Annotated in this window: 20 protein-coding genes and 1 pseudogene; 15 read left to right on the top strand and 6 right to left on the bottom strand. The window is 45.2% G+C overall.

The window, feature by feature from the left end:
• Positions 1 to 466 precede the first annotated feature (466 nt).
• The 3 genes from LDK34_RS09205 (at position 467) to LDK34_RS09215 (ending at position 4,147) form a co-directional block, all read left to right on the top strand.
• Positions 467 to 1,621, top strand: a complete 1,155-nt coding sequence (locus LDK34_RS09205) for an MFS transporter (protein WP_236941765.1) — start codon at positions 467 to 469, stop codon at positions 1,619 to 1,621.
• A gap of 17 nt (positions 1,622 to 1,638) precedes the next feature.
• The gene (locus LDK34_RS09210; RefSeq protein ID WP_236941766.1) at positions 1,639 to 2,514 is read left to right on the top strand and encodes a GNAT family N-acetyltransferase; all 876 of its coding nucleotides are present in this window, start codon (positions 1,639 to 1,641) and stop codon (positions 2,512 to 2,514) included.
• 706 nt (positions 2,515 to 3,220) lie between these two features.
• Entirely contained in the window at positions 3,221 to 4,147 is a 927-nt protein-coding gene (locus LDK34_RS09215) for a cation diffusion facilitator family transporter (protein ID WP_236941767.1), read from the top strand.
• Positions 4,148 to 4,231: 84 nt separating this feature from the next.
• Here LDK34_RS09215 and LDK34_RS09220 read toward each other — a convergent pair whose 3' ends face one another.
• A complete protein-coding gene (locus LDK34_RS09220; protein ID WP_161003424.1) occupies positions 4,232 to 4,450 on the bottom strand; it encodes a P8 family protein in 219 nt (72 codons plus the stop codon).
• A 133-nt stretch (positions 4,451 to 4,583) separates the two neighbouring features.
• On the opposite strand from LDK34_RS09220, the gene LDK34_RS09225 reads away from it, so the two are divergent.
• Positions 4,584 to 4,898 carry a DUF7671 family protein gene (locus LDK34_RS09225; RefSeq protein WP_236941768.1) on the top strand — a complete coding sequence of 105 codons (315 nt, stop codon included), beginning with the start codon at positions 4,584 to 4,586 and terminating at the stop codon, positions 4,896 to 4,898.
• A gap of 320 nt (positions 4,899 to 5,218) precedes the next feature.
• Positions 5,219 to 6,247 (top strand): lipoate--protein ligase, encoded by a 1,029-nt coding sequence (gene lplA, locus LDK34_RS09230; protein WP_236941769.1) that lies wholly within the window; start codon positions 5,219 to 5,221, stop codon positions 6,245 to 6,247.
• A gap of 552 nt (positions 6,248 to 6,799) precedes the next feature.
• Here lplA and LDK34_RS09235 read toward each other — a convergent pair.
• Positions 6,800 to 9,103: a cation:proton antiporter gene (locus LDK34_RS09235; protein WP_236941770.1), complete on the bottom strand. Its 2,304-nt coding sequence runs from the start codon at positions 9,101 to 9,103 to the stop codon at positions 6,800 to 6,802.
• 402 nt (positions 9,104 to 9,505) lie between these two features.
• Here LDK34_RS09235 and epsC point away from each other — a divergent pair.
• Both epsC and cysK read left to right on the top strand, forming a co-directional pair.
• Positions 9,506 to 10,062 (top strand): annotated as a pseudogene (epsC, locus tag LDK34_RS09240) (serine O-acetyltransferase EpsC).
• Positions 10,055 to 10,972: a cysteine synthase A gene (gene cysK / locus LDK34_RS09245; protein WP_161003419.1), complete on the top strand. Its 918-nt coding sequence runs from the start codon at positions 10,055 to 10,057 to the stop codon at positions 10,970 to 10,972. The pseudogene epsC and the gene cysK overlap by 8 nt, the downstream one beginning before the upstream one ends.
• Positions 10,973 to 11,021: 49 nt before the next feature.
• Here cysK and LDK34_RS09250 read toward each other — a convergent pair whose 3' ends face one another.
• Complete coding sequence (locus LDK34_RS09250; RefSeq protein ID WP_236941771.1) at positions 11,022 to 11,609, bottom strand: MarR family winged helix-turn-helix transcriptional regulator; 588 nt, start codon at positions 11,607 to 11,609, stop codon at positions 11,022 to 11,024.
• A gap of 124 nt (positions 11,610 to 11,733) precedes the next feature.
• Between LDK34_RS09250 and LDK34_RS09255 the strand changes: the two genes are divergently transcribed.
• From LDK34_RS09255 to LDK34_RS09275, 5 genes are all read left to right on the top strand, one after another.
• Entirely contained in the window at positions 11,734 to 12,171 is a 438-nt protein-coding gene (locus tag LDK34_RS09255; protein ID WP_236941772.1) for a hypothetical protein, read from the top strand.
• 381 nt (positions 12,172 to 12,552) lie between these two features.
• Positions 12,553 to 13,398: a hypothetical protein gene (locus tag LDK34_RS09260; RefSeq protein WP_236941773.1), complete on the top strand. Its 846-nt coding sequence runs from the start codon at positions 12,553 to 12,555 to the stop codon at positions 13,396 to 13,398.
• A 66-nt stretch (positions 13,399 to 13,464) separates the two neighbouring features.
• Positions 13,465 to 14,589: an A/G-specific adenine glycosylase gene (gene mutY / locus LDK34_RS09265; RefSeq protein ID WP_236941774.1), complete on the top strand. Its 1,125-nt coding sequence runs from the start codon at positions 13,465 to 13,467 to the stop codon at positions 14,587 to 14,589.
• A gap of 7 nt (positions 14,590 to 14,596) precedes the next feature.
• Positions 14,597 to 15,433, top strand: coding sequence for a ribonuclease H family protein (locus tag LDK34_RS09270; RefSeq protein WP_236941775.1), 837 nt, complete (start codon positions 14,597 to 14,599; stop codon positions 15,431 to 15,433).
• A 24-nt stretch (positions 15,434 to 15,457) separates the two neighbouring features.
• On the top strand, positions 15,458 to 15,886 hold the full coding sequence (locus tag LDK34_RS09275) for a hypothetical protein (protein WP_236941776.1): 429 nt from the start codon (positions 15,458 to 15,460) through the stop codon (positions 15,884 to 15,886).
• 63 nt (positions 15,887 to 15,949) lie between these two features.
• Here LDK34_RS09275 and LDK34_RS09280 read toward each other — a convergent pair whose 3' ends face one another.
• The gene (locus LDK34_RS09280) at positions 15,950 to 16,630 is read right to left on the bottom strand and encodes an SDR family oxidoreductase (protein WP_236941777.1); all 681 of its coding nucleotides are present in this window, start codon (positions 16,628 to 16,630) and stop codon (positions 15,950 to 15,952) included.
• Between the two features lie 266 nt (positions 16,631 to 16,896).
• Here LDK34_RS09280 and LDK34_RS09285 point away from each other — a divergent pair, with 266 nt between their 5' ends.
• A complete protein-coding gene (locus tag LDK34_RS09285; RefSeq protein WP_236941778.1) occupies positions 16,897 to 17,772 on the top strand; it encodes an alpha/beta hydrolase in 876 nt (291 codons plus the stop codon).
• 558 nt (positions 17,773 to 18,330) lie between these two features.
• Here LDK34_RS09285 and LDK34_RS09290 read toward each other — a convergent pair.
• Positions 18,331 to 18,708: a hypothetical protein gene (locus tag LDK34_RS09290; RefSeq protein WP_236941779.1), complete on the bottom strand. Its 378-nt coding sequence runs from the start codon at positions 18,706 to 18,708 to the stop codon at positions 18,331 to 18,333.
• Between the two features lie 56 nt (positions 18,709 to 18,764).
• Entirely contained in the window at positions 18,765 to 19,496 is a 732-nt protein-coding gene (locus tag LDK34_RS09295) for a demethylmenaquinone methyltransferase (protein WP_431190215.1), read from the bottom strand.
• Positions 19,497 to 19,649: 153 nt separating this feature from the next.
• On the opposite strand from LDK34_RS09295, the gene LDK34_RS09300 reads away from it, so the two are divergent.
• Both LDK34_RS09300 and LDK34_RS09305 read left to right on the top strand, forming a co-directional pair.
• Positions 19,650 to 21,407: a sensor histidine kinase gene (locus tag LDK34_RS09300; RefSeq protein WP_236941781.1), complete on the top strand. Its 1,758-nt coding sequence runs from the start codon at positions 19,650 to 19,652 to the stop codon at positions 21,405 to 21,407.
• Positions 21,388 to 22,122 (top strand): LytTR family transcriptional regulator DNA-binding domain-containing protein, encoded by a 735-nt coding sequence (locus tag LDK34_RS09305; protein WP_236941782.1) that lies wholly within the window; start codon positions 21,388 to 21,390, stop codon positions 22,120 to 22,122. The genes LDK34_RS09300 and LDK34_RS09305 overlap by 20 nt, the downstream gene beginning before the upstream one ends.
• The last annotated feature ends 455 nt before the right edge of the window (positions 22,123 to 22,577 follow it).

The following is a 22,577-nucleotide window of genomic DNA, read 5'->3' on the forward strand; positions in this document are numbered from 1 at the left end:
TGTTGGAACTTTAATTCAGGTAGCTACCATAACCTACTAGTCACCGACTTTTGGCGCGGATGGCTAATTGCGTCATCAATGCGCGATAGATGTCTTTCAACATCACAACTTTACGTGGCCTGCGGACTACCGGCTGAAAATGCCGGGGTAGCAATCAAACTGTCAACCGTGGTTCCAAGAACCAGCCCGGCACAGTTTCTATGAGAAGGCGTCGACTGAGGAGGTAATTCCTTTCCTCACAAGTATAGTAACACGAAACGTAACCGCTTACAAAAGAAAAACTCGCCAACTTAAGAAATTCTTTTAAATTGTTTTGAGAGTCATTTCAAAACATTGGTATACCAACAATATGAGAATTAGTCATTGTAAATGTTTATTGTTTTGCCATAATAGGTAGCAACCGGTTTAACCGGATTCATGGAAGGCGTTTGACAGGCGCTGTTCTTGTGGAAGGATGTTTTGTCATGTGTTAAAGCACAAATGGGTGTTACTCATCAGCATGTTAATCAACATGGGAATCGGACTAGTGATGCCAATTACCACAATCTATATTCATACAGTTCTGGGAAAGCCGCTGTCGGTGGCGGGCACGACGTTATTATTTTTCTCTGGTGCGTCGATGGTCGGCAACGTGATTGGTGGGCGGTTGTTTGATCGATGGAGCCATAAAGGTCCAGTTATTGTTGGTCAAACGGTCGCGTCAATATCGTTATTAATTATTGCACTGTCACCAACTTGGCCGTTGTATCCGATTGTTTTGGTCTTTTATGGGCTAGGCATCGGAACGGCGTTTGCATCCTTTAACGGGCTTGTCGCAATCCTGCAAGCTGATGAACCTTTGATGTTTAACTATTCGTTTCTCGCGGCAAACGTGGGGATGGCGGTCGGGTCCCTGAGCGCCGGCGTACTGTTTGCCATCAGCATTCACCTAACATTTCTGGTTCCAGGCATCTTGTTTGGTCTAGCTGTCCTCATTGACATTTTCAAACTGGAGGACGGGAACGCTCAGGCGGTTAAAGGATCGACGAATAATGTTGTTTCCAAACCAATCCATGGTGCGCTTCGTTCAATTGTTTTGATTGCGTTCGCTTTCTTTGTGATTTGGATTGGGTATTCCCAGTGGAACACTAATTTATCCACATATATGACTAGTCATGGCGCTAGTGTGGCTGAGTATAGTGCTTTATTCACGCTGAATGCTGTTGTTCTTGTACTGATTCAGCCATTTGGGAATCGAATCCTACCGCGCATCTTTCCACGCAAGAAATATCAAGTCATTTTCGGTACGGTAGTATTTGCCTGTTCCTTTTTAATGATTATTCACCAGCCACATTATATTAATTTTGTGATGGGGATGTTACTACTGACGTTTGGCGAAATGATCGTAATGCCAACGATTCCGGCTTGGCTGAATGAATTTGCGACGCCAGACAACCGGGGGACCATTCAGTCCATCAGCAGTCTGGCAGGCGGTTTTGGTCGGGCAGTCGGACCACTATTAGGCAGTTTAATCATTGAAGCCACGTCATATCCTGCCATGTTCCTGTGGCTATGTGCCGCTGATGTTGTTGGCGCGGGGCTGCTGATACTGGCCGTTGACAGACAGCCAAATGGCAAATAAATCTTAATGGAGTTCTTATGGTGATCAAACGATTTGAAACGGTGCCAAATACATGGATGACTTATTTAATTGACCATAATCACGAGCCCACTTTTTGTGGTTTTGTGTCAGATAATGTCGATGAAATGATTCAGGATATTTCTGAAATGGATGATCACTACTTTCTTTGTAACATCGACGAAGACAAGTTAACTGGGATTTTGCTAGTTGAACGATATCAGGAAAATAGCCGCTGGATTGCCGAGACATGGGGCCCGTTTGGAAATGACTTTAAAAGTCGACAGATGCTAGTGTGCTACTTGTATGAAAGAGAATCGTCAGAAATTCATTTTTTCGGTACGAATTTGACTCATTACTTTGCAAAGCTCAGTCGAAAAAATCGTTCACTTAAAACTACTGGTCACAGACGCTTGATTGCGGACGTTACTCGACTTAGTCAATTTGCTACAGGCGCCACTTGTCACGTTGAAATGCAAACGTATCAGCTTAGCCATGACGCAGTATTAACAGATACAGTGAAGTCTGGCTGTCTCAAACTATTCAATGACAATTTTCCTGGTGGCTCAGCTGCGTTTGACACAATTTTGGCTGACTATGATCAATCGACGATGATTTGTTGTTTTTCTAATCAACAAATTGTTGGATTTAACCTGTATGCGCGTGATGGTGAAGATCTATTCCTTAACTATATTATTGTGGATAACCACTATCGTCATCAGGGAATTGCTCGTTCATTAATCAAAACGATGTGCCTTCAAAATCTCGACCAAAAGAAAGTTCACTTAAATTGGCCGCTCAGGAAGCAGGCTGCCGGAGACTTTTATACGGGTCTCCACTTTAAAGTAGAGCGGACACTTGAAAGTGTTAGTGTTCAGGCAAAATTAAATGACTAATTAAGCGACACCATTTTGGATGATGTGTGCAAACTATATCAACAGCTAATGTTAGTGTAGTCAGGCAGAGGTGCAGTTTCGTGAGAGCAATACTTGGTGACAAGGTTTTAGTCACTTAGTATCGCGGGCCGAGACCGGTCCCATGAAACGGAGCCTCTGCCTGGCGGAACGCGCGTTAATCTTCAAAATAAAAGTAGAAAAATAAGTCCACCGGCGTCGTTTGAAAACGGCATTCGGTGGACTTATTTAGTGTAAACAAACATTACTTGTTTAGTGTAAACAAACATTACTTGCTGAACTTATCGTCACGAACGAACAGGGTGACTTCAACACCATCAACATTGATGGTACGACGTTCTTCTTTGGCTTCTTGGCCTTCTGGGAATTCTTCTGCCATGTATGTTCACCTCTTTCAGCGGTTATGAAAATTCATAACACAAATCTCAATTACAATTATTATTGTAGTCGTTTCACTGAAAGTTTGCATAATTTTGTGCACGAAAGTGGCAATCTTAATTGGCAGATTATTTGAATTGGGTACCAACTCACTTTACTTGTGTCATAGCTTTAAAGTCACTAAGCTTGATGGCGGAAACAAAAATGGAGTGCGACAATCATCAAGAATCATATTGGACGACATTTAGAACGAGAACAAAATAATTGGCTACAAACGCAAGCCGCTGAAATTAGCAAACTTGGCGGGGCAATGCGACATTTGAGCCTGAATTTGGTAGCTTATTTATCAATTTCAGTTATTGAGTACGCATTGGCGGAAATGAGCCAATCACAAACATTACGAGCTGATGCATTTAACAATTTGTCAGGAATTGTGTCGAGTCTGCTGTTGATGCTTGGCATACATATTGCTCGGGATACAGACGATGATGCCTTTGACCGCGGCATTAGTATGACCAATCAGAGACAAACGATGGGAACGATGCAGCGGGTTAGATTCACCCGGTTTCGGGCTGAAACGATTTTTACACTAGTTACCGGTATCATTATGATTGGGATTTCTCTGCAGGTTATCTACAGCGGCATTCGTGGACTAATTAATCCAGATACGCGGGTCGTTCCACAACCGGTGGCACTGATTGGGGCAGCGATTGCCAGTGTCATCATGCTGATTGTGTGGTATCTGAACCGGCAGGCCGGCAGAAAGTTAAAGAACGCTGCATTAACAGCTTCTGCGCAAGATAGTCTAAGTGATGCGTTTACCAGCATTGGGACATTTGTATCAATTGCTGGGGCACTGTTGTTTAATCTATCATGGCTGGATGGTGCGGCTAGTATTGTGGTTGGTCTGTTTATTCTAGTTGCCGGGTTGAAGATTTTTTTAGATAGTAGTCTTAACCTGGCGGATTACTTCGACCCACGAATGGAAGCCACATATCGTGATGCGATTGAAGATGTGGACGGTGTGCGTGGCGTGGGTGAATTAAAAGCTCACTATAACGGTAACCTTGTGACATTAGACGTCATGATCTATGTAGATGCAGAGATGAATATTATGGACAGCTATGGTTTGAGTGAACACATTGAACGTTTGATGCGGCATCGATACGGCATTACTGATACTGACGTGGCCACTGTGCCAGACCCTGCCACCATTCACAAACACAAGAAGCATTAGATAGACAAACAAAATACCAGTCAGATGAACGATAAATTCGTCTGACTGGTATTTATTAATGGAATGTTTAATTGTCGTTCGCGACTACTTCTTTAACAACTTTTCAACCGCTGCCTTAAGTTCGTCGTCCTTCATGGACATGTAAGGAGCTACTTCGTCGGCCGTCTTGTTGGTGTCGTGAGTGTCCTCGTCCATGTAGTGGTTCCATACTGCGTCGCGAATCGGTAGGGTGCTGTCGCTCCAGTCAAACACTTCGTTCATTGGTTGATCTAGTAACTTTGTCATTTCAACTGCTTGTGCCATGTTGAAATCAGCCTCCCTTTCTTTTATGATCACCATCTATGGTAGTCCTTTTTGACCAATGTGAACCAATTAATTGAAATTTTTTTGAAAACGATGTGGTAACATCAAAATAGATAATTTGGAGGCTTAACAAATGAAGGGTAAGTACGAAGTGACACGATTTGTCGGCATTCCGATGACGACTGATGATAGTGGTAAATATGTTGTGAGCGGTGATGGCAAACCACATGAATGGCGGGTTGGCAAACATACGAAGGGCAAGTTCGATCGTTTGGGACAACTGTTTCTAACTGAAAACAACTTGATGGTGGCCGTTATTGCAGCTTATCCAGTGCCATTCAAAGAACGTCACCAGTGGACGCCGATGCAACGGTTCACTAGCGAGCGTATCAGTGATGACCTTGTTGAGCAATTACGTTCCTCAAACAATATTACTGACGGGTTGTAGGCATTGCACTTTCGCTGCCGGTTGCCCACATTGACACGCTCGCCGTGGGACCGGTTCAAGCCCGAAGTTCACGGTCTTTCACCTCGTCGTCAAGCCTCGTGAGGCCCGCGAGTCTTGACGACCGTCCGTAACCTAAATTCGGATAAACCACCGAATTAACGTTACCTTCACGGCTCGGTATCAATGTTGGCGCCCTCTCGCTCATATTGATGATGTGAAACCCATTTCGCTCAGTTGAGAATAAAACTGTTTTATCGAACATGAAAAGGCTTACAATATAACCGATTTAGTCTCGTTGTGAAGCCAAGGGAGGATAAAGCATGTTTTTAATTGATGTTAGTCGCAATGGCAAACCGGTGTATGACCCGGTTGTTAATCAGTCGTTAGACAATTATTTAGTAAACGATCTGCGTCTGCCAGGACACGGTCTTATCGTGTATGTAAATCAGCCGTCCGTTATTGTTGGGGTTCATCAAAACGCCTATGCAGAAGTTGATCTGCCATATTTGAAAAAGAAAAATATTAAGCTAGTGCGCCGTACTTCTGGTGGCGGCGCGGTGTACCATGATTTTGGTAATATTATTTTTGAAAACATTGTTATCGGTGACACGAGTAAGTTTGGTCATTTTGATGCATTTGCCAACCCAATTCTGGATGCTCTTCATGATATGGGAGCAACGAATGCGCAACTCCGCGGGCGTAATGATATGGTGATCGATGGGAAAAAGTTTTCTGGCATGACGATGTTTAAAGTTGGCGATTCCTACGCTGCCGGTGGGACATTGATGTACAACTTAGATTTGACAGCCGCGAGCGACGTACTGACACCCGAAGCTGACAAGTTGGCATCGAAGGGCGTTAAATCGGTTGATAGTCGGGTAACCAACGTAATGCCTTATTTGAATCCAGAGTTTCAAAATTTGGATATTGAAACATTTCGTGCAGAATTATTAAAGCGGTTATTCCATGTGGATGATGTAAGTAAAATTGAAACGTATCATCTGAATGATCATGACTGGGAGATTATTGACAAGCGGTTAGCTGGAAAATACGATACGGATGCCTGGAACTATGGTGAGAATCCAGGCTTTGATGAGTATCGCTCCAAACATTTTCAGATTGGCACCGTGGCGTTTAACTTTACGCTTAAAGATAATAAAATTGCCGATTTTAAAACCTATGGTGATTTTATCAATGGTGGTGATCCAGCAATTGTTGATAAGGCAATGCTTGGTGTTGCTTACACCAAGGATGGGCTAACAGAAGGACTCAATGATGGTAACTACAAACAGAACATTGGCGATATTGACGTTAACGATCTGGTTAATCTGATCTTAGAGAAAGAATAGTTGTGAATGCCGCTGCCGGTTGCCCACATTGACACGCTCGCCGTGGGACCGGTTCAAGCCCGAAGTTCACGGTCTTTCACCTCGCCGTCAAGCCTCGTGAGGCCCGTGAGTCTTGACGACCGTCTGTAACCTAAATTCGGATAAACCACCGAATTAACGTTACCTTCACGGCTCGGTATCAATGTTGGCGCCCTTCAGCTGACATAGTAGCAAGTTTTGGCTAACTTTCGTTTACCTTTTTGATGGGTAAATCAGCGAACGCTGAAATATTGACTATAGGAGTGGAGCTGACCGAAGACAGAGTTCCGTGTCGGCAACACTTGGCGGTGGGAACTTCGCCGCTTAGTGTTGCGGGATGACTTATGAGACGTGGGTTTCGGCTCATAATCAAGGTTAAAGACTCCGGGTTTTAGGAGGCTGAGACCGGTCCGCATGGAACGGCGTCTTCGGTCAGCGTAACGGCAGTGAGCCGTTTAAAAAGAACAGCCAACCTGCTGAAATTACATCAGCAGATTGGCTGTTCTTTTGTTCTTAGAAGGCTCGAAGGAAAAGTTAACTGTCACTTTCCGCATTCTTCATATAGACCATTTGATCGTAGGACACCTGTTCTCGCAACGTTTTAGCCATATCCATTGAGATTTCATCGGCGCTAAGCGCGTCTTGAATATACTGATACTCGGCCTGAAAGGCGGACAGGAAAAGCGAGTTGATGGCCTCACTTTGGTCCGTTTGATCACGACTGAATCGTTGCGAACGCTTAATGTAAGAATCACGAACAGCGTTGATAGCCGCCGGATCACGGGTGATGTCCTGGTTGAATAGCCACTCCATGGCAGCGTCGTTACCAAGTTTTTCGATGGTTTGCATTAAACGACGGGTGTAGGAACGAGCAGCGTGAGGGTTATCATGGAGAACCTGAATGAGGGCGTTGGTGGAGGCCGTGTCATTCTTCGTCAATGCTTCAGCAGTGGCACTAGAGACGGCCTCTTCACCGCTAAGACTGGCCGGCAAATCGTTAGCTGAACGAACGGTTACCGTAGCAGAGGAAACACTCTTTGCCGCACTAGTAGGTTCTGAGGACTTATTACTTGTAGCCGCATCATCACTAATCGATGCGGAATCAGTCGCAATTTGTGTCTTGGGCGTAATGTCCTTAATCGTATCAACGGGCGCGTCAATGACCGTAGTTGTTTGATCTGATTCGTTTTGATAGGAGGCTAAGTGTTGCTTGTACATCTGCCGGCCACGTTTGCGAATTTGTCGTTGCTTGCCGGGGTGGAGTAAGCGCATCAACACAAATTTCAAACGCAATTTGAACTGAGTGCTGACAGTAGCGTTGGCTCGGCGACTAGTGATCATCAACAGATATTTGCGGTAAATCTGTTGTTCACTGGTATTGAGGTTGCCATTTTCAATCGCGTCATTGATAGCATCTGCCTCAGCCTGAGCCGTACCGTCAAACAGGGCGGATACGGTCTTTTTGTCTGGACGGTGCAGGTTGCCTTTTTCATCGACTAACGTTTCAATAACGGTGTGACGAGCGGAGTTGTTTGGCACGTTATTCTTCAACCAGGCAATCGCATAGTCCAACATGTTTTGGTGTGAAACCTGAAAGTCTTCTTTATTGTCGTCATATTGTTTAGGTAAAATAAACGGAATTGTGAATAAAGGAACGACTAGACTGATTAAAATAATAATCGCAGAGATGAAGATAAGCTCGTTACGCATCGGAAATGCCCCACCGTGCAGTGTTAAGGGCAGGGAGAAAGCCATTGCTAGCGTGACGGTCCCATGAACACCACTCAATGCCAGTAGCGCCGCAGACTGGTTGGGGTCTTTACGAAATGGTAAGTTGAGAAAACGGCGAATCCAAAGGAACCGAATCACAATCATCAATAAGTAAATGCCGACGGCTAAACCAAGCAGGATTAAGATCGAAACTTGGTGTTTGGTGAACAAATTGTCCATGATGGTTGGCAGACTTACGCCAAGAAGAACGAACACAAATCCGTTTAAAATGTCCGTGAGTAACCCCCAGACGCTTGAGCTAACGACCTGCATTTTGGTAGAGGTTAGGTGTAACTGGTTTCGTTCAACACTATGGATTAGACCGGCTGCCACAACGGCTAAGATACCGGAAACACCGAGTTCTTCAGCAACATAGTAAACTAAGAATGGCGTCAATAGCTGGATTGGCACACTGGTAGAAGCATTATCAACATTCCAGTGAATTAAGCTGATGCGCAACCCAACAATGGCCCAGCCGAGGATCAAGCCGACTAGAATCCCACCGAAGAAAGTTTCCAAGAAAGTTAGCACACCACTGGCAGGTGAAAAGTTACCAGACGAAAAGGCCGTTAATGCCAAGTCAAAAGCTACAATACCAGAAGCGTCGTTGAAGAGTGACTCGCTTTTCAACGTTTCCATTAACCCAGAAGGTAGCTGCAGATTTTTGGTGATTGAACTAACCGCCGTGGCGTCAGTTGGACTGACAATAGAAATCAGCATGAACGCGAGTGGCAGGGCGAAGTCTGGGTATATCCAGTGAACACCAAAGCCGACAATAATGACGGTCGTAATCACGAGCAAAATTGCCAACGACAGTGTATCAGAAAAATTGCGCCTCAACCGACTGTTTGATGTTTCCTGTGCGTCATTAAACATAATGGGCGCGATGATCGCAAACAGAAAGATTTTTGGATCAAACTGATAATGATGATAAAAAGTGATGAATGATAACGCAATGCCCGCCGCAATTTGATAGAACGCCAGCGGAATTGCGGGGTACTGGTTATAAACGATTTCAGCGGCAATGACGGCTAAAATCAAAATACCAATAAAGAAAGCTAAGCTCATATTTGTTCACAAACCTTACGTTGAATTTGGCTTTATTATACGCGCGAGTCTTGCAGAAACGTTAGCCAGGACGTTTACCGATTAATATACAAATCGTTGACTTACAAAAGATAAGCACGTATACTACATGTATAAATTTATGGAAGAGGTGTTAGCGATGATGAACATGAACTGTTGTAGCGGATTGATCAACCGACCAAGTTTATGGGGAAGTCTAACAACCGCTAACACATCTGAATTGTCTGTGTCGTAACTGACATTCAACAATTGATATCGAGAAAATTTTGTTAGCATTCACCCATCTGCTTGGTTCTAGGGCCAGGACAGGTGTGGTGGATGCTTTTTTGTTTATCTGTAATCCCGTAGGAACGCATAATTATCAGTAACAGAAAGGAGGTTGCCATGTTTAAAACGGTTGACCGTATTATCAAGGAAGACCCGGCAGCACGAACGCGTTGGCAGGTTATGCTAACTTATTCGGGATATCAGGCGTTGGTCGGATATCGATTGGCGCACTGGCTCTGGGTCAGGCAACATTTATTGCTTTCAGAGTTGATTAGTCACTGGACACGTCATCATACCGGCGTAGATATTCATCCGGCGGCGACTATTGGCGAGCGGCTTTTCATTGACCATGGCATGGGGGTTGTCATTGGCGCAACCGCAGTGATTGGTGATGATGTGACGATGCTTCACGGTGTCACTTTAGGTTCACGTCATGATCAGCGACCATTGGTAGCCACGTACTCCTTGGCGCAAATGCCATGTTGTTAGGCGATATTACGGTTCATGACTTTGCTAAAGTTGGCGCTGGTGCCGTTGTACTTCACGACGTTGGCACTGGCAATACCGTTGCTGGCAATCCGGCGAAGGTCGTTCGAACATGGCATCCCAATGAACCGGTTACGCATTTAGAAGACACTCAAACAAATACAAAGGTAGGTCATCAACATGATTAAAAAAGAAAACATTTTAGATTATATCGGTCACACACCAATTGTTAAGCTCCAACGTTCGGTGCCAGATGGTGCCGCTGATGTTTATGTGAAGTTGGAATTCTTTAACGAGGCTGGTTCCGTTAAGGACCGTATCGCCTTAAAAATGATTGAAGCCGCAGAAACGGCAGGTACTTTAACGCATGGCATGACGCTCATTGAACCTACTTCGGGAAACACTGGTATTGGGATTGCTGCGGTAGCCGCCGCTAAGGGATACCATGCAGTGCTAGTTATGCCAGATACGGCCAGCGAGGAACGTAAGCAAATTATGAAAGCTTACGGTGCCGAATTAATTGAAACGCCAGGTAGCGAAGGCATTACGGGCGCCATTAACTTGGTGAATGACAAACTCAAGGAAGGTGGCTACTTCCGTTTGGGACAATTCATTAATGAACTGAACCCGCAGGCGCACTATGAAACGACTGGCCCCGAAATTGTTGACTACTTTGATGGTACGCCGGATGTTTTTGTTGCCGGAATTGGCACCGGGGGCACGATTTCAGGTACGGGTCGATTCCTGAGAGAGACTAATGCCAATGTTGAAATCGTTGGGGTTGAGCCCGCTGCATCGGCCGTTTTAAATGGCGGTCAACCGGGCAAACACCCGATTCAAGGTATCGGAACTGGTTTTGTGCCGGATATTTTGGACACTCATGTGTATGACAGTGTCACCGATGTCACTGGTGAAGATGCAGTTGCCACTGCGCGGCTAATTGCCCGCCAAGAGGGAATCCTGTTGGGCTTCTCAGGCGGTGCAGCCGTTTGGGCAGCGATTGAACGTGCTAAAACATTGGGTGCAGGCCATAAAGTGCTTGCCTTAGCTGCCGATAATGGCGAACGTTATCTCTCAACATCACTTTATGCAGATTAATAATTCGTGTCGATAACCACCAACGGTTCAGTCTTTTAACCGTTGGTGGTTATTTGTTTGTATTGACATCGTTAGTATCACTAGTTGATTCAGCATTGTCGTTACGGTGTCGCATGGCAACTAAAAAACGAACGATGACATCTTGTTCTTCTGGTGAAAATTCATTTACGACAGTTTCCTTTGCTTCTTTATCATCATCCTGAATCCCATGGGCCAAAGAAAGTAGCCATGTGCCGGCATCCGTCAGGCTATAAAACTTTTCTCGCCGATTTTCTGGATTAGTTTGTTCATCGACTAAGCGTCGTGAAATCAGGCGTTTGAGATATTTGGACAGCGTACCTGGTAAAATGTCGAGGGCGTCACTGATACCATGTGCATTGATTTGGGGATGTGCCTGAATTGTTTCCATAACATCGCGAAGAGGTCCACGGAAATGTTGGTCGATATGATTGGTCCAGTCTTGCATATTACGTTGATCATGGTGATTATGATGGCCCATATTTCCTGGTCCACCCCCAAAACGTTTGTGCATCATCATGGCTTGCTGAAAACGCATGTCAAACGGGTGGTTGGCCGTTTCAAAATTGAGCAGGCCCGTATAAAGATCGTTGATTTCTTGTGCACGTGAATGGTCCATATCCATTCCTCCATTTGAATTAATATATTTATTTTACCGCGAAATGTTTCTTTTGGAAACAATAGGTGCTATACTCGTTTTTGTTTCCAAAAGAAACAATCATTTTTTAAACGGAAGTGATCTTATGGATTTAGCAGAAGCAACTCGTTTTGATATGGTTTCTGTTGTGGTTAACGCGGCCACAGAAAATATTGACGCGTTTGATTATGCTTTGCAGACGGCAGTTCATGATAACGCCAGTCTCAACATTATTGTATGGATAGATGATGATAATTTAAGTGTTTTTAATGCATTGAACCCAAGATACGTTCACAAACAACATGATCAGGCTGATAAGTTTGCAACAGATTTAAGTGATGTTGCTAAAGCGATGGGTGCCAGGAGCGTGAAAGTTTCCATCAAGCGAGGTAGTAATCTGGCCCGGTTAACGGAAGAAGTGTACTGCACTGATTTTTCGTTTGATGTATTGGTGATGGGTTCGGATCATCATGATCACACCCAGATTCGGCGGGCGGTAAATCTGGCTAACGATGAATTAGAAGTGGCAACTGTTGTTCTTTAATATGATAGCTATCAGAAAGGCACTTCTATATTGAGTGTCTTTTTTAGTGTCTTGAGAAACGAAAAAATCTTGACCGTTTCGCCAGACAGGGACGGCCGTTCTGTGGGACCGGTCTCAGCCCGCTTTGCGGTCTTCTACCTCGATTCAGAGCCACAAACCGTCTCTGAAGTCGCCCTGCAATACTAAGCGGCCGTAAAGCGCCGCTAAGTATTGGTATCACAGAACTATGTCCCTGTCTGGCTACACTACTAATACCATTCGGAAGTCTGACAAAACTGATATTAACAGTTCTAAAACTAAGCCGTTTGTTTTCAAATGTTTGACTTATAATTTTATACGGAGAGTTAAGGGAAAATACATATTCAGGAGAGCTATTTAAGTATGGAAAAGACTGTTGTGCTGCTGATATCAACAGCTTCGTTACTTATGCTGACTGCTTGTGGTAATTCAAGCAATGGACAGAATTCTAGAGCTGCGACTAATAAAAGCGAGAAGGTTGTTAAACATTCCAAAACAAATGTGAGTTCTCATGCTGATTCGTCAACTAGTGATGCTAGTCAAGACTCAAATCAAAACGATGAATCGGCGAATGACAATGACCAAACTGACGCATTTATTCAGGCACCTTGGACATTTGCGACAGCTTCATCGTTCCTACAAAAGGTGTACGGCGCTTCGCCTGAAGGTCATGAATATATTGGTTTAGATGTCATTGATTTAACAGGAGTGTCTGACTCATCGTATGCTTGGCCTTCGAACAAAATACCAGGCAATAGTATCTTTGTTATGTACGTAAACAAAAGTGGTGCCGGTGATGGTGGAATTGTGTTGACAAAAAACAATAACCGTACCGTTACAATTATTTTAGGCAGTGGTGCAGCCTCTGAGCCTGATATGAAACTGGTTGTCGATGCTAAAAATGGCTCAATATTAAGCAATGAAAACTTATCTGGAAATTATGAAAACATGTTGAGTTATTTTGGCATTCAAACTCATACAGAACAGGATGAAGGTGATTCAAATACTGATTCGCAAAGCGATGCAGATTCGATCAATGATGACTCGTCAGATTCAGTGAGTGATGATTCGCAAAGTAACAACGATAGTGATTCAAGCGATGAGACCTCAGATTCTCAATCGAGTGAAGATGACAGTAGTTCTCAAGATAGCAATAATAGTGTCAGTGTCGATTCTGATAACGTGGATTCGAATGATAATGGGGATTAAGACTACACATCAGTTAGCTGAAATATGCTAAGATAACACCACTAACAAACGGATGGGAGCGCAGCAATGGAACAGTGGTCAGAAGAAACGATTGCAGCGTTTCGAAAAACATTATTAAAGTGGTATGACGAAAATAAACGGGATTTACCATGGCGTCGTGATCATGATCCGTATCACGTGTGGGTATCGGAAATTATGCTGCAACAAACGCAAGTGAATACGGTTATTCCTTACTATGAACGCTTTATGAGCATGTTTCCCACAATTAATGATTTGGCAGCGGCTAAACCAGAACAATTGTTGAAAGCGTGGGAGGGCCTTGGCTACTATTCAAGAGCCCGCAATCTGCAACGAGCGGCGCAGGAAATTGTCAACGACCGGCGTGGTGAATGGCCGACAACGGACGCGGGCTTGCAGGAACTAACTGGCATTGGTCCGTACACGGCGGGTGCAATTGCCAGCATTGCGTTTGGCGAACCGGTGGCGGCGGTCGATGGGAATGCTTTCCGGGTATTTGGCCGCTTGCTGATGATTGATGCTGATATTACCAAACCGGCAACTCGCCAGCTGTTTGCCGAGACGATTGATCGAATTATTGATCCACAGCGACCCGGCGATTTTAATCAAGCAATTATGGACTTGGGCAGCAGCTATATGACAGCGAAAAATCCGGATGTTGAGCACTCACCAGTAAAGATGTTTGACCGTTCATACGAAACCGGCCATGTACTTGATTATCCGGTTAAAACGGCCAAGCCCCGACCAGTTCCAGTCGATTATGTTGCGCTAGTCATCCATACACCGGCCGGATATTTAATGACGAAACGACCATCGACGGGATTACTGGCCAACTTATGGACCTTTCCGTTGGTTAAGGTAAGCGATTTGTTGAAGGATGATGAGCAGAAAACAGACTTGATGGATGTCGATATCGTGTCACGTGCTGAGCAAGCATTCGAAACGGAAACGGAAATTCCGGTTTCATTAGCCTTGATTGGTGGCCGCGCTGTGACACACACATTCACTCATTTAAAGTGGCAAATTCGATTGGTTTCTGCCGAGCTATCGACAGTCCCAGACATCAGTTTGTTTGCGGGTGAAATTGTGGCTGAATCGGCGTTTGATCAATATCCGATGCCAGTTGTACAACAAAAGCTATGGCGACGTTGGCAAGCTGCATCAAAAAAGTGAGGTTATTATGGCAGGAAAAAAGTTTTATGCAGTCGCTCATGGTCGCAAAACGGGCATCTTCACAACTTGGGCCGCCGCTAAGCAGCAAGTTGACGGGATGGCAGGAGCACGATACAAGAGTTTTCCAACGCGTGACGCCGCCCAGCAATGGTTGGATGCTGGTGGGCAATACACTGCGTCAGGACGTAAACCGGTAGCAACAGCTTCACGGCAGCACACGACAACCAGTCAACCGGTAACAAAAAAAATCGTCATGTATTCTGACGGTGGTTCTCGAAATACGGGTAACGTGGCTGGTGGGCACGTACGACAAGGCGACAAGGCGGCGTGGGCATACCTGATTAAAAAAGATGGTCAGCAGTATTACGATTCACTGGGCGAATTTGGCGCAACCAACAATAAAATGGAAATCACTGGCTTGTTGCGGGCGCTACAGGCTTTACAACAATCAGGTTTGAATAAAGAACCAATTTTGGCTGTACTGGATTCAAAATATGTCCTGGATGCGATTACCAAACGTTGGTTAGCCGGTTGGAAACGACGGGGATGGGCACGCAGTAACGGTGCGCCACTGGCAAACAAAGAGCTGTGGCAAGCAATGAGCGACCAGTTGACAGCCTTTCCACATCTACGCTTTGAGTGGACGAAGGGTCACGCCGACAATTCTGGTAACGTGTTTGTGGATGAACTGTTGAATCAAACAATGGATGCCATGAGTGAGGAAAATCCGATCGGCAAACGGCCCGAAGTGAACCCGTTAGCGACAATTACGGACCAAGCGGTGGCTGGTAATGACTCCGGTAATGCTGCGTCAGATGATTCTGAACAAATGAATTTATTTTAAGACTTTTAGAGGCAGGTGACGGGTATGAATAAGTGGCTACAGCTCGTAATTTCCTATACATTGGGACTGATCTTCTTTGCCTTTTTTACCTTGGTAGCGCATTTGAAACCAGCTGGTGGCTTATTTTACACACTTACGGCGTTTGATTATGGCAATCTCGTAAATTGGCTACTGCTTTATCCGTTTGCCCGCGCGAGTGTTAGTCGCTGGCGTCAACTCCGACGGCAGGGCAAGGCAGATGATAACCGGGGGTTTATCCGGCGTGCTTATGATGAAAACGGCGAATCTTTTGCACAAACGGAATACAACAGCGCGTGGGCTTCACATGGTTCTCCAAACGGTGGCTCAGCGCTGCTGACATTTATGTTATATGGCCTAGTGTATATTTTTGCGGTTGTGATCGATGCTTGGCTGTTGATTCGACTTGTATTTGTTAAGCACCAAAAATCTTAAATAAACGAAAATGGTTCAAACACAATAATCTGCGTTTGAACCATTTTCGTATGACTGTACGAATTAATAGTCCTCTTTAATGAGGTCGTGGTATGCCAAGTCGACGGGCTCACGTTCTGTAAATAGTTTGTAGTAAGCCTTTGCAATGTTAACAGGGTCCTGATTTTCACGGTGTCCGTCACGGATATACGTGTTGATCGTGACCTGGCCAGCAAAAATATTAGTTTTTTCCAAATCTTGATTGAGGGCTAGGACGAAATTCTTCATTGCCGCTTTTTCCATGCTTTGCAGAGGCGCACCTGTTGATGGTTTGGTAGCCGCGATGCTGTTAGTGAACAGCAAGGCCGTCGGTTGTGAACTTTCAAGTAGGGCCGGAATGGCTGCGTGAGCTACTGCTACCGGCGCAACGGCACCAATCAGCATGCCAGTTTCGGCTGTCTCGGCCGTGAGTGCTCGTGGCTTAATGCCAGGACGGAACGTGGCGTTAAAGATGACGGCTGTCAGTTGGCCCAACTGTTTGACCTGATCAAATGCTTCATCAATAGTGGCTGCCTTCGTTAGATCAACTGGAAAAATAGTGGCGTTGATCTGCTGATGTTGAAGGTCGTCGGCAGTTTGTTTTAGGATATTTTCATCGCGGGATAGTAAAGCAATTTGGAAGCCTTGGCGGCCAAAAAGTGCGGCCTGAGCTTGGGCTAATCCAGTTTTACCAACACCGACGATTGCAACAACGGGTTGTGTCATAATAATCCCTCCAATTCACTTTCAATATAAGTCTGGCAACAGTATAGATGATTGATCAGAAAAACTCAGAAAATAATGCTCGTTATTTCGACAAAACAGAATAATTGTTAGCTAACGGTTTGTAAACGAGCTGATTATTCTTATTGTGGCAAACTTAATTTGCTGTTAAGTCACGCGTTGCGACTGGTCACAAAGATTCGAAAGCGTTAAAGTTAATTAGAAATAAACGGCTGAGTGGGAAACTTCAGCGATGGGGAGGTTTGCACGTGCATCGACGGATTTGGACAATTACTAGTGCGCTCGTTTTAGTGCTGGGCGCAAGTTTTGTGTTGTTCCATAAAGTAACCAGCATTGGCGTGACTGCCGAACCGCTGGAGAGTAGCCAAGTTAACAAGAGTGTTATACAAACGCACACGCCGACAATCTTCATGCCTGGTTGGGCCACTTCGGCTAATTCATTTAACGCCATGATTGGTTATATGCAAGGCGAACGTACTGCAGGCAAAGTTATGCGAATCAATGTCGACTTTTTTGGTCGCATTCACGTGACTGGCCGTCTTAAAAAAACGGATATTAATCCGCTCATTCAAGTCACGTTTGATCGCAATCTGGGCAACAGTTATCAACCACAGGCAAAGTGGCTCAATCAGATTCTGATGTTGCTCAAACGTCGCTATCACGTTAACGAGTACAATGCCGTTGGCCATTCATGGGGCGGCAGTGCGATGGTCACTCAGTTGATCCGTTATGGTAACGATGAGCGACTGCCAAAGTTGCATAAAATGGTGTTGTTGAGCGCACCTGTCGATGAAAGTATTGATCGTCCTAAAGATGTATTGCCCAGCGGAAAGCCTAAACGTTCATCACACAGTTATCGTCAGTTGATCGCAGACCGCAACAATTTGTGGGCTAATAGTCAGGCACAAATCTTTAACGTTTACGGCTCTGCTAACGGCGAAGATACAGACAACTCCGTGCCCATTGTGCAGGCGCAGGCCTTACGTTATTTAGTTCATGATATTGTGCCGCAGTATCACGAAATTCTGATGAAAAACACCAACCACCATCAGATTCACACCACAATCCGTAGCTACAAGCTAGTCACCAACTTACTCTTTGGCAAACCAGGGAACCGACCTTAAGCTTACAATTAAGTTAGTCATTACGTACGCCTCCGGTTGGCAGCATTAACACACTCGCCGTGGGACCGGTTCGAGCCTCCCAGGTTCGGAGTCTTTCACCTCGCCATCAAGCCTCGTGGAGTGCCGAGTCTTAACGACCGTCCGTAACCTAAATTCGGGAAAACCACCGAATTAACGTTACCTTCACGGCTCGGTATCAATGCTGCCGCCCTTCGGCTCACATAGAAGTTAATCGTCGATTTTAAGTACTTCCTAGTTATGGGGAGGTTGCACTGCTTATTTTTGGAACAAGAGTGAAGGCAGTGAGAAATAGAGTTCCGTGAAAACAATGGTTAGTGGCCGGTTTTGCCACTTAGCATTGCAGGACGAGCTTCGAGACCTGGGCTTGGGGCTCGAAGTCGAGGGTGAAGCCTAGGTTTTCAGAGGCTGATACCGGTCCCATGGAATGGCGTTTCTCAATGACGTAACGGCAGATCACGCTAACATAAAAATCATGGTTGTAATCAAAAATCCTGTTAATTAGTGATAACTAATCGACAGGATTTTTATGTGAATGGGTTAATGGCGTGACGCGCGTAAGCTGCCACGTTGATGGTTTTTAACTGTGTGTGCTTTAAACCGTGGCGTTGCCGCTTCGCCGACGAACTTGAAGTGTTTTAGCTGACCATGAAATGGCTGTCCGGCCGCTCGTGTGCGGGCCCACTTGTCCATTTCATCAGCCATGTTGATGGCCGCGTCATGACGTTGCGGTGCATTTTCAGTCAAGGCTGCTTGGGCAATATCACTGCGTAGAGCAGCAGTTAAGTTGTGATTATAATCAACCAGTTCTTGCGTAATCGGGGCATCCTTGTAGCGGTTAAATAATCGCTCAATATACCGCATTGCATCTTTGCTATCTTTGGGCTGATAATACCGATCTTCTGACACGAGCGCCATCCTTTCTGTTAATGCAATGGCTCCAGTTTAACGAAATTTGTCACATTAGTAAACGACTACTTAGTTGGTTTAATTCCTGTATGACAAGCTGCGGCACCAAACGTAAAACGGCGGTAATGGACATCTTCAAAGCCGGCTGTCGTGAATGCTTCGGCCAACGTTTGATAATTGGCAAACGCCTGAGTAGTTCGCTGAAGATAATCGTAATCATCATGAGCATGGGCAAATACGGCTCCCAACCACGGCATGACGGTGCCGAAATACCATTGCCAAATGGGCTTGATAATTGGCGCGGTTGGTTGAGAACTTTCCAAGCATACGAGCTGGCCACCAGGACGCAAGACGCGTAGCATCTCCGTTAAACCAGCGTTTAAGTCCGCTAGATTGCGCATGCCAAAACCAATTGTAATCAGATCAAAGCTGTCATCAGGAAAGGGCAAGTGAAGCGCGTCACCAAAAGAAACGGTCGCCTCATTTGATAAATTGTTATCGGCAATTTTTTGTTGAGCCAGCTCAACCATTGCCTTACTGAAGTCCACCCCGATAACCTGACCGTTACGGCCAATACTACTGGCCAGCGCAACTGTCCAATCGCCCGTCCCACAGCACAAGTCGAGGACTGTGTCGCCAGGCAAAAAATGGGCTTGACGCATGGCATATCGTCGCCATCTGTGTTGTAAGCCAAGAGAAATAATGTTGTTCATGCGGTCATAATCCGGCGCAATGCGAGTGAAAAGAGCCTGCACGCTTGCCGGATTTTTTGGAGTACTTTGAGTCAATTTGCTCACCACCAATCGAATAATATTAATATATGCTCTTTAAGCCCGACACACAAACGTTTTTAAACTTGCCCCTGTTTCACAAGTTTTTGCGCGGGTATAATTCAATGGGACACAAATGAGTACCAATAATGATAAAGGTTTAAGAGACAAGGAGAAATCATGTTAACGCTATTTTTGTTACTGATGCAGCGGGTTGGGCTGATCATTATCCTCGCCTTTCTTTTGGTAAATGTCAGTTATTTCAGACAATTAGTCAAAGCTGATGATACATGGACAGCGAAGGGAATGTTGATTCTCATTTTCGCTGTTTTTGCGATTATTTCAAACTTAACGGGGGTTGAGATTACTTCCCACAACACGTTGGTATCAACAACATGGCTAACTGGTCTGCCAGCTACTGATTCAATCGCTAACACGAGAACTTTAGCGATTACGGTGTCTGGATTAGTTGGTGGACCGCTGGTCGGAACAGTGGTTGGTTTGATTGCCGGTGTCCATCGTGTGATTCAGGGTAATGGCTCCGATTTATTCTATATTTTCAGTTCAATTATCGTTGGTTTTCTTTCTGGGATGATTGGCAAACGTTATCTCAACGAGAGCCGATATCCAAGCATGACGACGTCAGCACTGATCGGGTTGATGATGGAATCAGTCCAGATGTTGTTTATCTTCATTTTCAGCGCTTCTGGATTCAGTTTGGTAAAACTCATCTTTTTCCCCATGATGATTTTGAATAGTGCCGGAACGGCCATCTTTATGTCAGTCATTTCCGCTTACATTAGGCAGGAAGAACAGTTGCGGGCTGTGCAAACGCACGATGTGTTGGAACTGGCAGACCGTACATTGCCATTCTTCAGTTCCGGCTTAACCGAAGCCAACGCCCAACAGGTCGCGACCATCATTCGCAATTATACAAACTTTGACGCAATCGGCATTACGGATACGACGGACGTTTTAGCTCATGTGGGGCCGGGGAGTGACCACCATATTCCAGAAAAAGAAATCAAGACGGACTTGTCCAAACGGGTCATTGCGACCGGCCAGATGAGAATTGCTCATTCTAAGGCCGAAATTGGTTGTCCACATCCAGGATGTCCATTGGCGGCCGCAGTGGTGATTCCACTAGTCGTCCAAAACCACGTTGTGGGTACGCTGAAGATGTACTTTACCAATCCGAAAGATTTAACGCCGGTTGAGGAACAGTTGGCAACGGGTCTCGCTTCAATTTTTTCGAGCCAATTAGCATTAGGGGCTGCTGAAGAACAGTCCAAGCTCGTCAAGGATGCTGAAATTAAGTCCTTACAAGCTCAAGTAAATCCCCACTTCTTCTTCAATGCGATCAATACGATATCTGCGTTGATGCGAACGGACGCTGACAAGGCGCGCACGCTGTTATTGCAATTATCGACGTACTTCCGAACAAACCTACAAGGTGTCCGGCAAACGGAAATTCCGTTGCGTCAGGAACGCGAACATGTTGATGCATACCTATCGCTGGAGCAAACGCGGTTCCCGGATAAATACGACATTACGTTTGATACGCCAACGGATGATAACGTGTTGATTCCACCGTTTACCATTCAAGTGTTGGTTGAAAACGCGATTCGCCATGCGTTTGATGATCGACGATACGGTAATCGAGTATGGGTAAAGGTTGAAGCCCAACGCTATGCGACTGAGATTAGTGTCAGCGACAATGGTTTCGGGATTGACCAAGATGTTTTACCGCAACTTGGTCATCAAGTGGTAACTTCTACAAATGGCAGTGGTACAGCGTTGGAAAACTTGAATGCGCGGCTGGTAGGTCTTTATGGTCCAAACAGTCAGCTACATTTTAAAACATCTTCAACTGGCACGACGGTAAGTTTAACAATTCCAAATAAGCAGGAGGCAATTCATGAAAGTCTTAATCGTTGATGATGAACCGCTCGCCCGTAACGAGCTAGAATACTTGCTTAAGCAGAATCCACTGGTTGATCAGGTGTCTCAAGCGGAATCAATCAGTCAGGCGTTGACCCAATTATTAACTACCCCCAGTGACCTCGTTTTTCTTGATATTTCTCTGAATAACGAAAACGGCTTTGATTTGGCGAACAAACTTGATCAGTTAGCGAATCCACCATTAGTGGTCGTAGCAACGGCCTATGATGATTATGCGGTTCGCGCATTTAACATTAATGCGGTCGATTACGTACTTAAACCATTTGAGCAGCAACGAATCAATCAGGCGTTATCAAGAGTTGACGAGGTACTTCAACTTCGCGAAGAGGCCAATCCAGTTGCCAAAACCAAGCCACGTAAGCAACTGGGGATGATTTCAATAACCGAAAACGAGAAGACACGTGTTCTTAAGCAGGGTGACATTCTCGCTGGTTTCGTTGAAAACGGCGAGTTAATATTGACGACCAAAGACGGTCGCTTCCACACCCATCAGACGTTAAGCTGGTTGATGACACGATTGTCAGAGGATCAGTTTATGCAGGTACATCGAAGTATTGTCGTTAATATCACCGCCATTTCTGAGGTCGAACCGTGGTTTAACCATACCTATCAAATTAAGCTGACCAATGGCGATAAGGTGCCGGTCAGCCGTTCCTTCGTTAAGTCGATGAAAGATCGTCTGAACATGTAACTATTCTGTATGCCGCTTCCGGTTGTCAACATTGACACACTCGCCGTGGGACCGGTTCAAGCCTCCCAAGTTCGGAGTCTTTCACCTCGCCGCACAGCCTCGTGAAGTTCCGAGTCTATGCGACCGTCCGTGTTGTAAATCCGAGAGAAGCATTCGGATTAACAACAGCTTCACGGCTCGGTATCAATGTTGACGCCCTCCAGCTATGCTATATAGTAGTTAGCTTCATATGCATATCTTTTAATGTCTAACGGTAAGATGGCTACCGAGTGTTTACCCAAAAACAGGTGTATGAGCGTGAACTGAGTATGGATTGAACAATCATGAACTTAGTGAAGTTAGCTAACAAATCTCTAGCAGTAAATCACTTCCCGAGCAGGGTATTTCAACTGGCAAAATGTGCGTTTGACAAGTGAATCACGTTTTTTTGTGAATTGGCGACTACACTTTAACTG

The organism is Furfurilactobacillus milii, assembly GCF_021654115.1.
In the GTDB taxonomy this organism is placed as follows: domain Bacteria; phylum Bacillota; class Bacilli; order Lactobacillales; family Lactobacillaceae; genus Furfurilactobacillus; species Furfurilactobacillus milii.

Coding starts and splice junctions, on each gene's coding strand:
- LDK34_RS09235 (WP_236941770.1), bottom strand. CDS start 9,103: ATGAGCTTAGCTTTCTTTATTGGTATTTTGATTTTAGCCGTCATTGCC.
- LDK34_RS09280 (WP_236941777.1), bottom strand. CDS start 16,630: ATGACACAACCCGTTGTTGCAATCGTCGGTGTTGGTAAAACTGGATTA.
- LDK34_RS09300 (WP_236941781.1), top strand. CDS start 19,650: ATGTTAACGCTATTTTTGTTACTGATGCAGCGGGTTGGGCTGATCATT.
- LDK34_RS09270 (WP_236941775.1), top strand. CDS start 14,597: ATGGCAGGAAAAAAGTTTTATGCAGTCGCTCATGGTCGCAAAACGGGC.
- LDK34_RS09275 (WP_236941776.1), top strand. CDS start 15,458: ATGAATAAGTGGCTACAGCTCGTAATTTCCTATACATTGGGACTGATC.
- LDK34_RS09290 (WP_236941779.1), bottom strand. CDS start 18,708: ATGGCGCTCGTGTCAGAAGATCGGTATTATCAGCCCAAAGATAGCAAA.
- LDK34_RS09250 (WP_236941771.1), bottom strand. CDS start 11,609: ATGGACCATTCACGTGCACAAGAAATCAACGATCTTTATACGGGCCTG.
- LDK34_RS09210 (WP_236941766.1), top strand. CDS start 1,639: ATGGTGATCAAACGATTTGAAACGGTGCCAAATACATGGATGACTTAT.
- LDK34_RS09215 (WP_236941767.1), top strand. CDS start 3,221: ATGCGACATTTGAGCCTGAATTTGGTAGCTTATTTATCAATTTCAGTT.
- lplA (WP_236941769.1), top strand. CDS start 5,219: ATGTTTTTAATTGATGTTAGTCGCAATGGCAAACCGGTGTATGACCCG.
- LDK34_RS09225 (WP_236941768.1), top strand. CDS start 4,584: ATGAAGGGTAAGTACGAAGTGACACGATTTGTCGGCATTCCGATGACG.
- LDK34_RS09260 (WP_236941773.1), top strand. CDS start 12,553: ATGGAAAAGACTGTTGTGCTGCTGATATCAACAGCTTCGTTACTTATG.
- LDK34_RS09305 (WP_236941782.1), top strand. CDS start 21,388: ATGAAAGTCTTAATCGTTGATGATGAACCGCTCGCCCGTAACGAGCTA.
- cysK (WP_161003419.1), top strand. CDS start 10,055: ATGATTAAAAAAGAAAACATTTTAGATTATATCGGTCACACACCAATT.
- LDK34_RS09220 (WP_161003424.1), bottom strand. CDS start 4,450: ATGGCACAAGCAGTTGAAATGACAAAGTTACTAGATCAACCAATGAAC.
- mutY (WP_236941774.1), top strand. CDS start 13,465: ATGGAACAGTGGTCAGAAGAAACGATTGCAGCGTTTCGAAAAACATTA.
- LDK34_RS09255 (WP_236941772.1), top strand. CDS start 11,734: ATGGATTTAGCAGAAGCAACTCGTTTTGATATGGTTTCTGTTGTGGTT.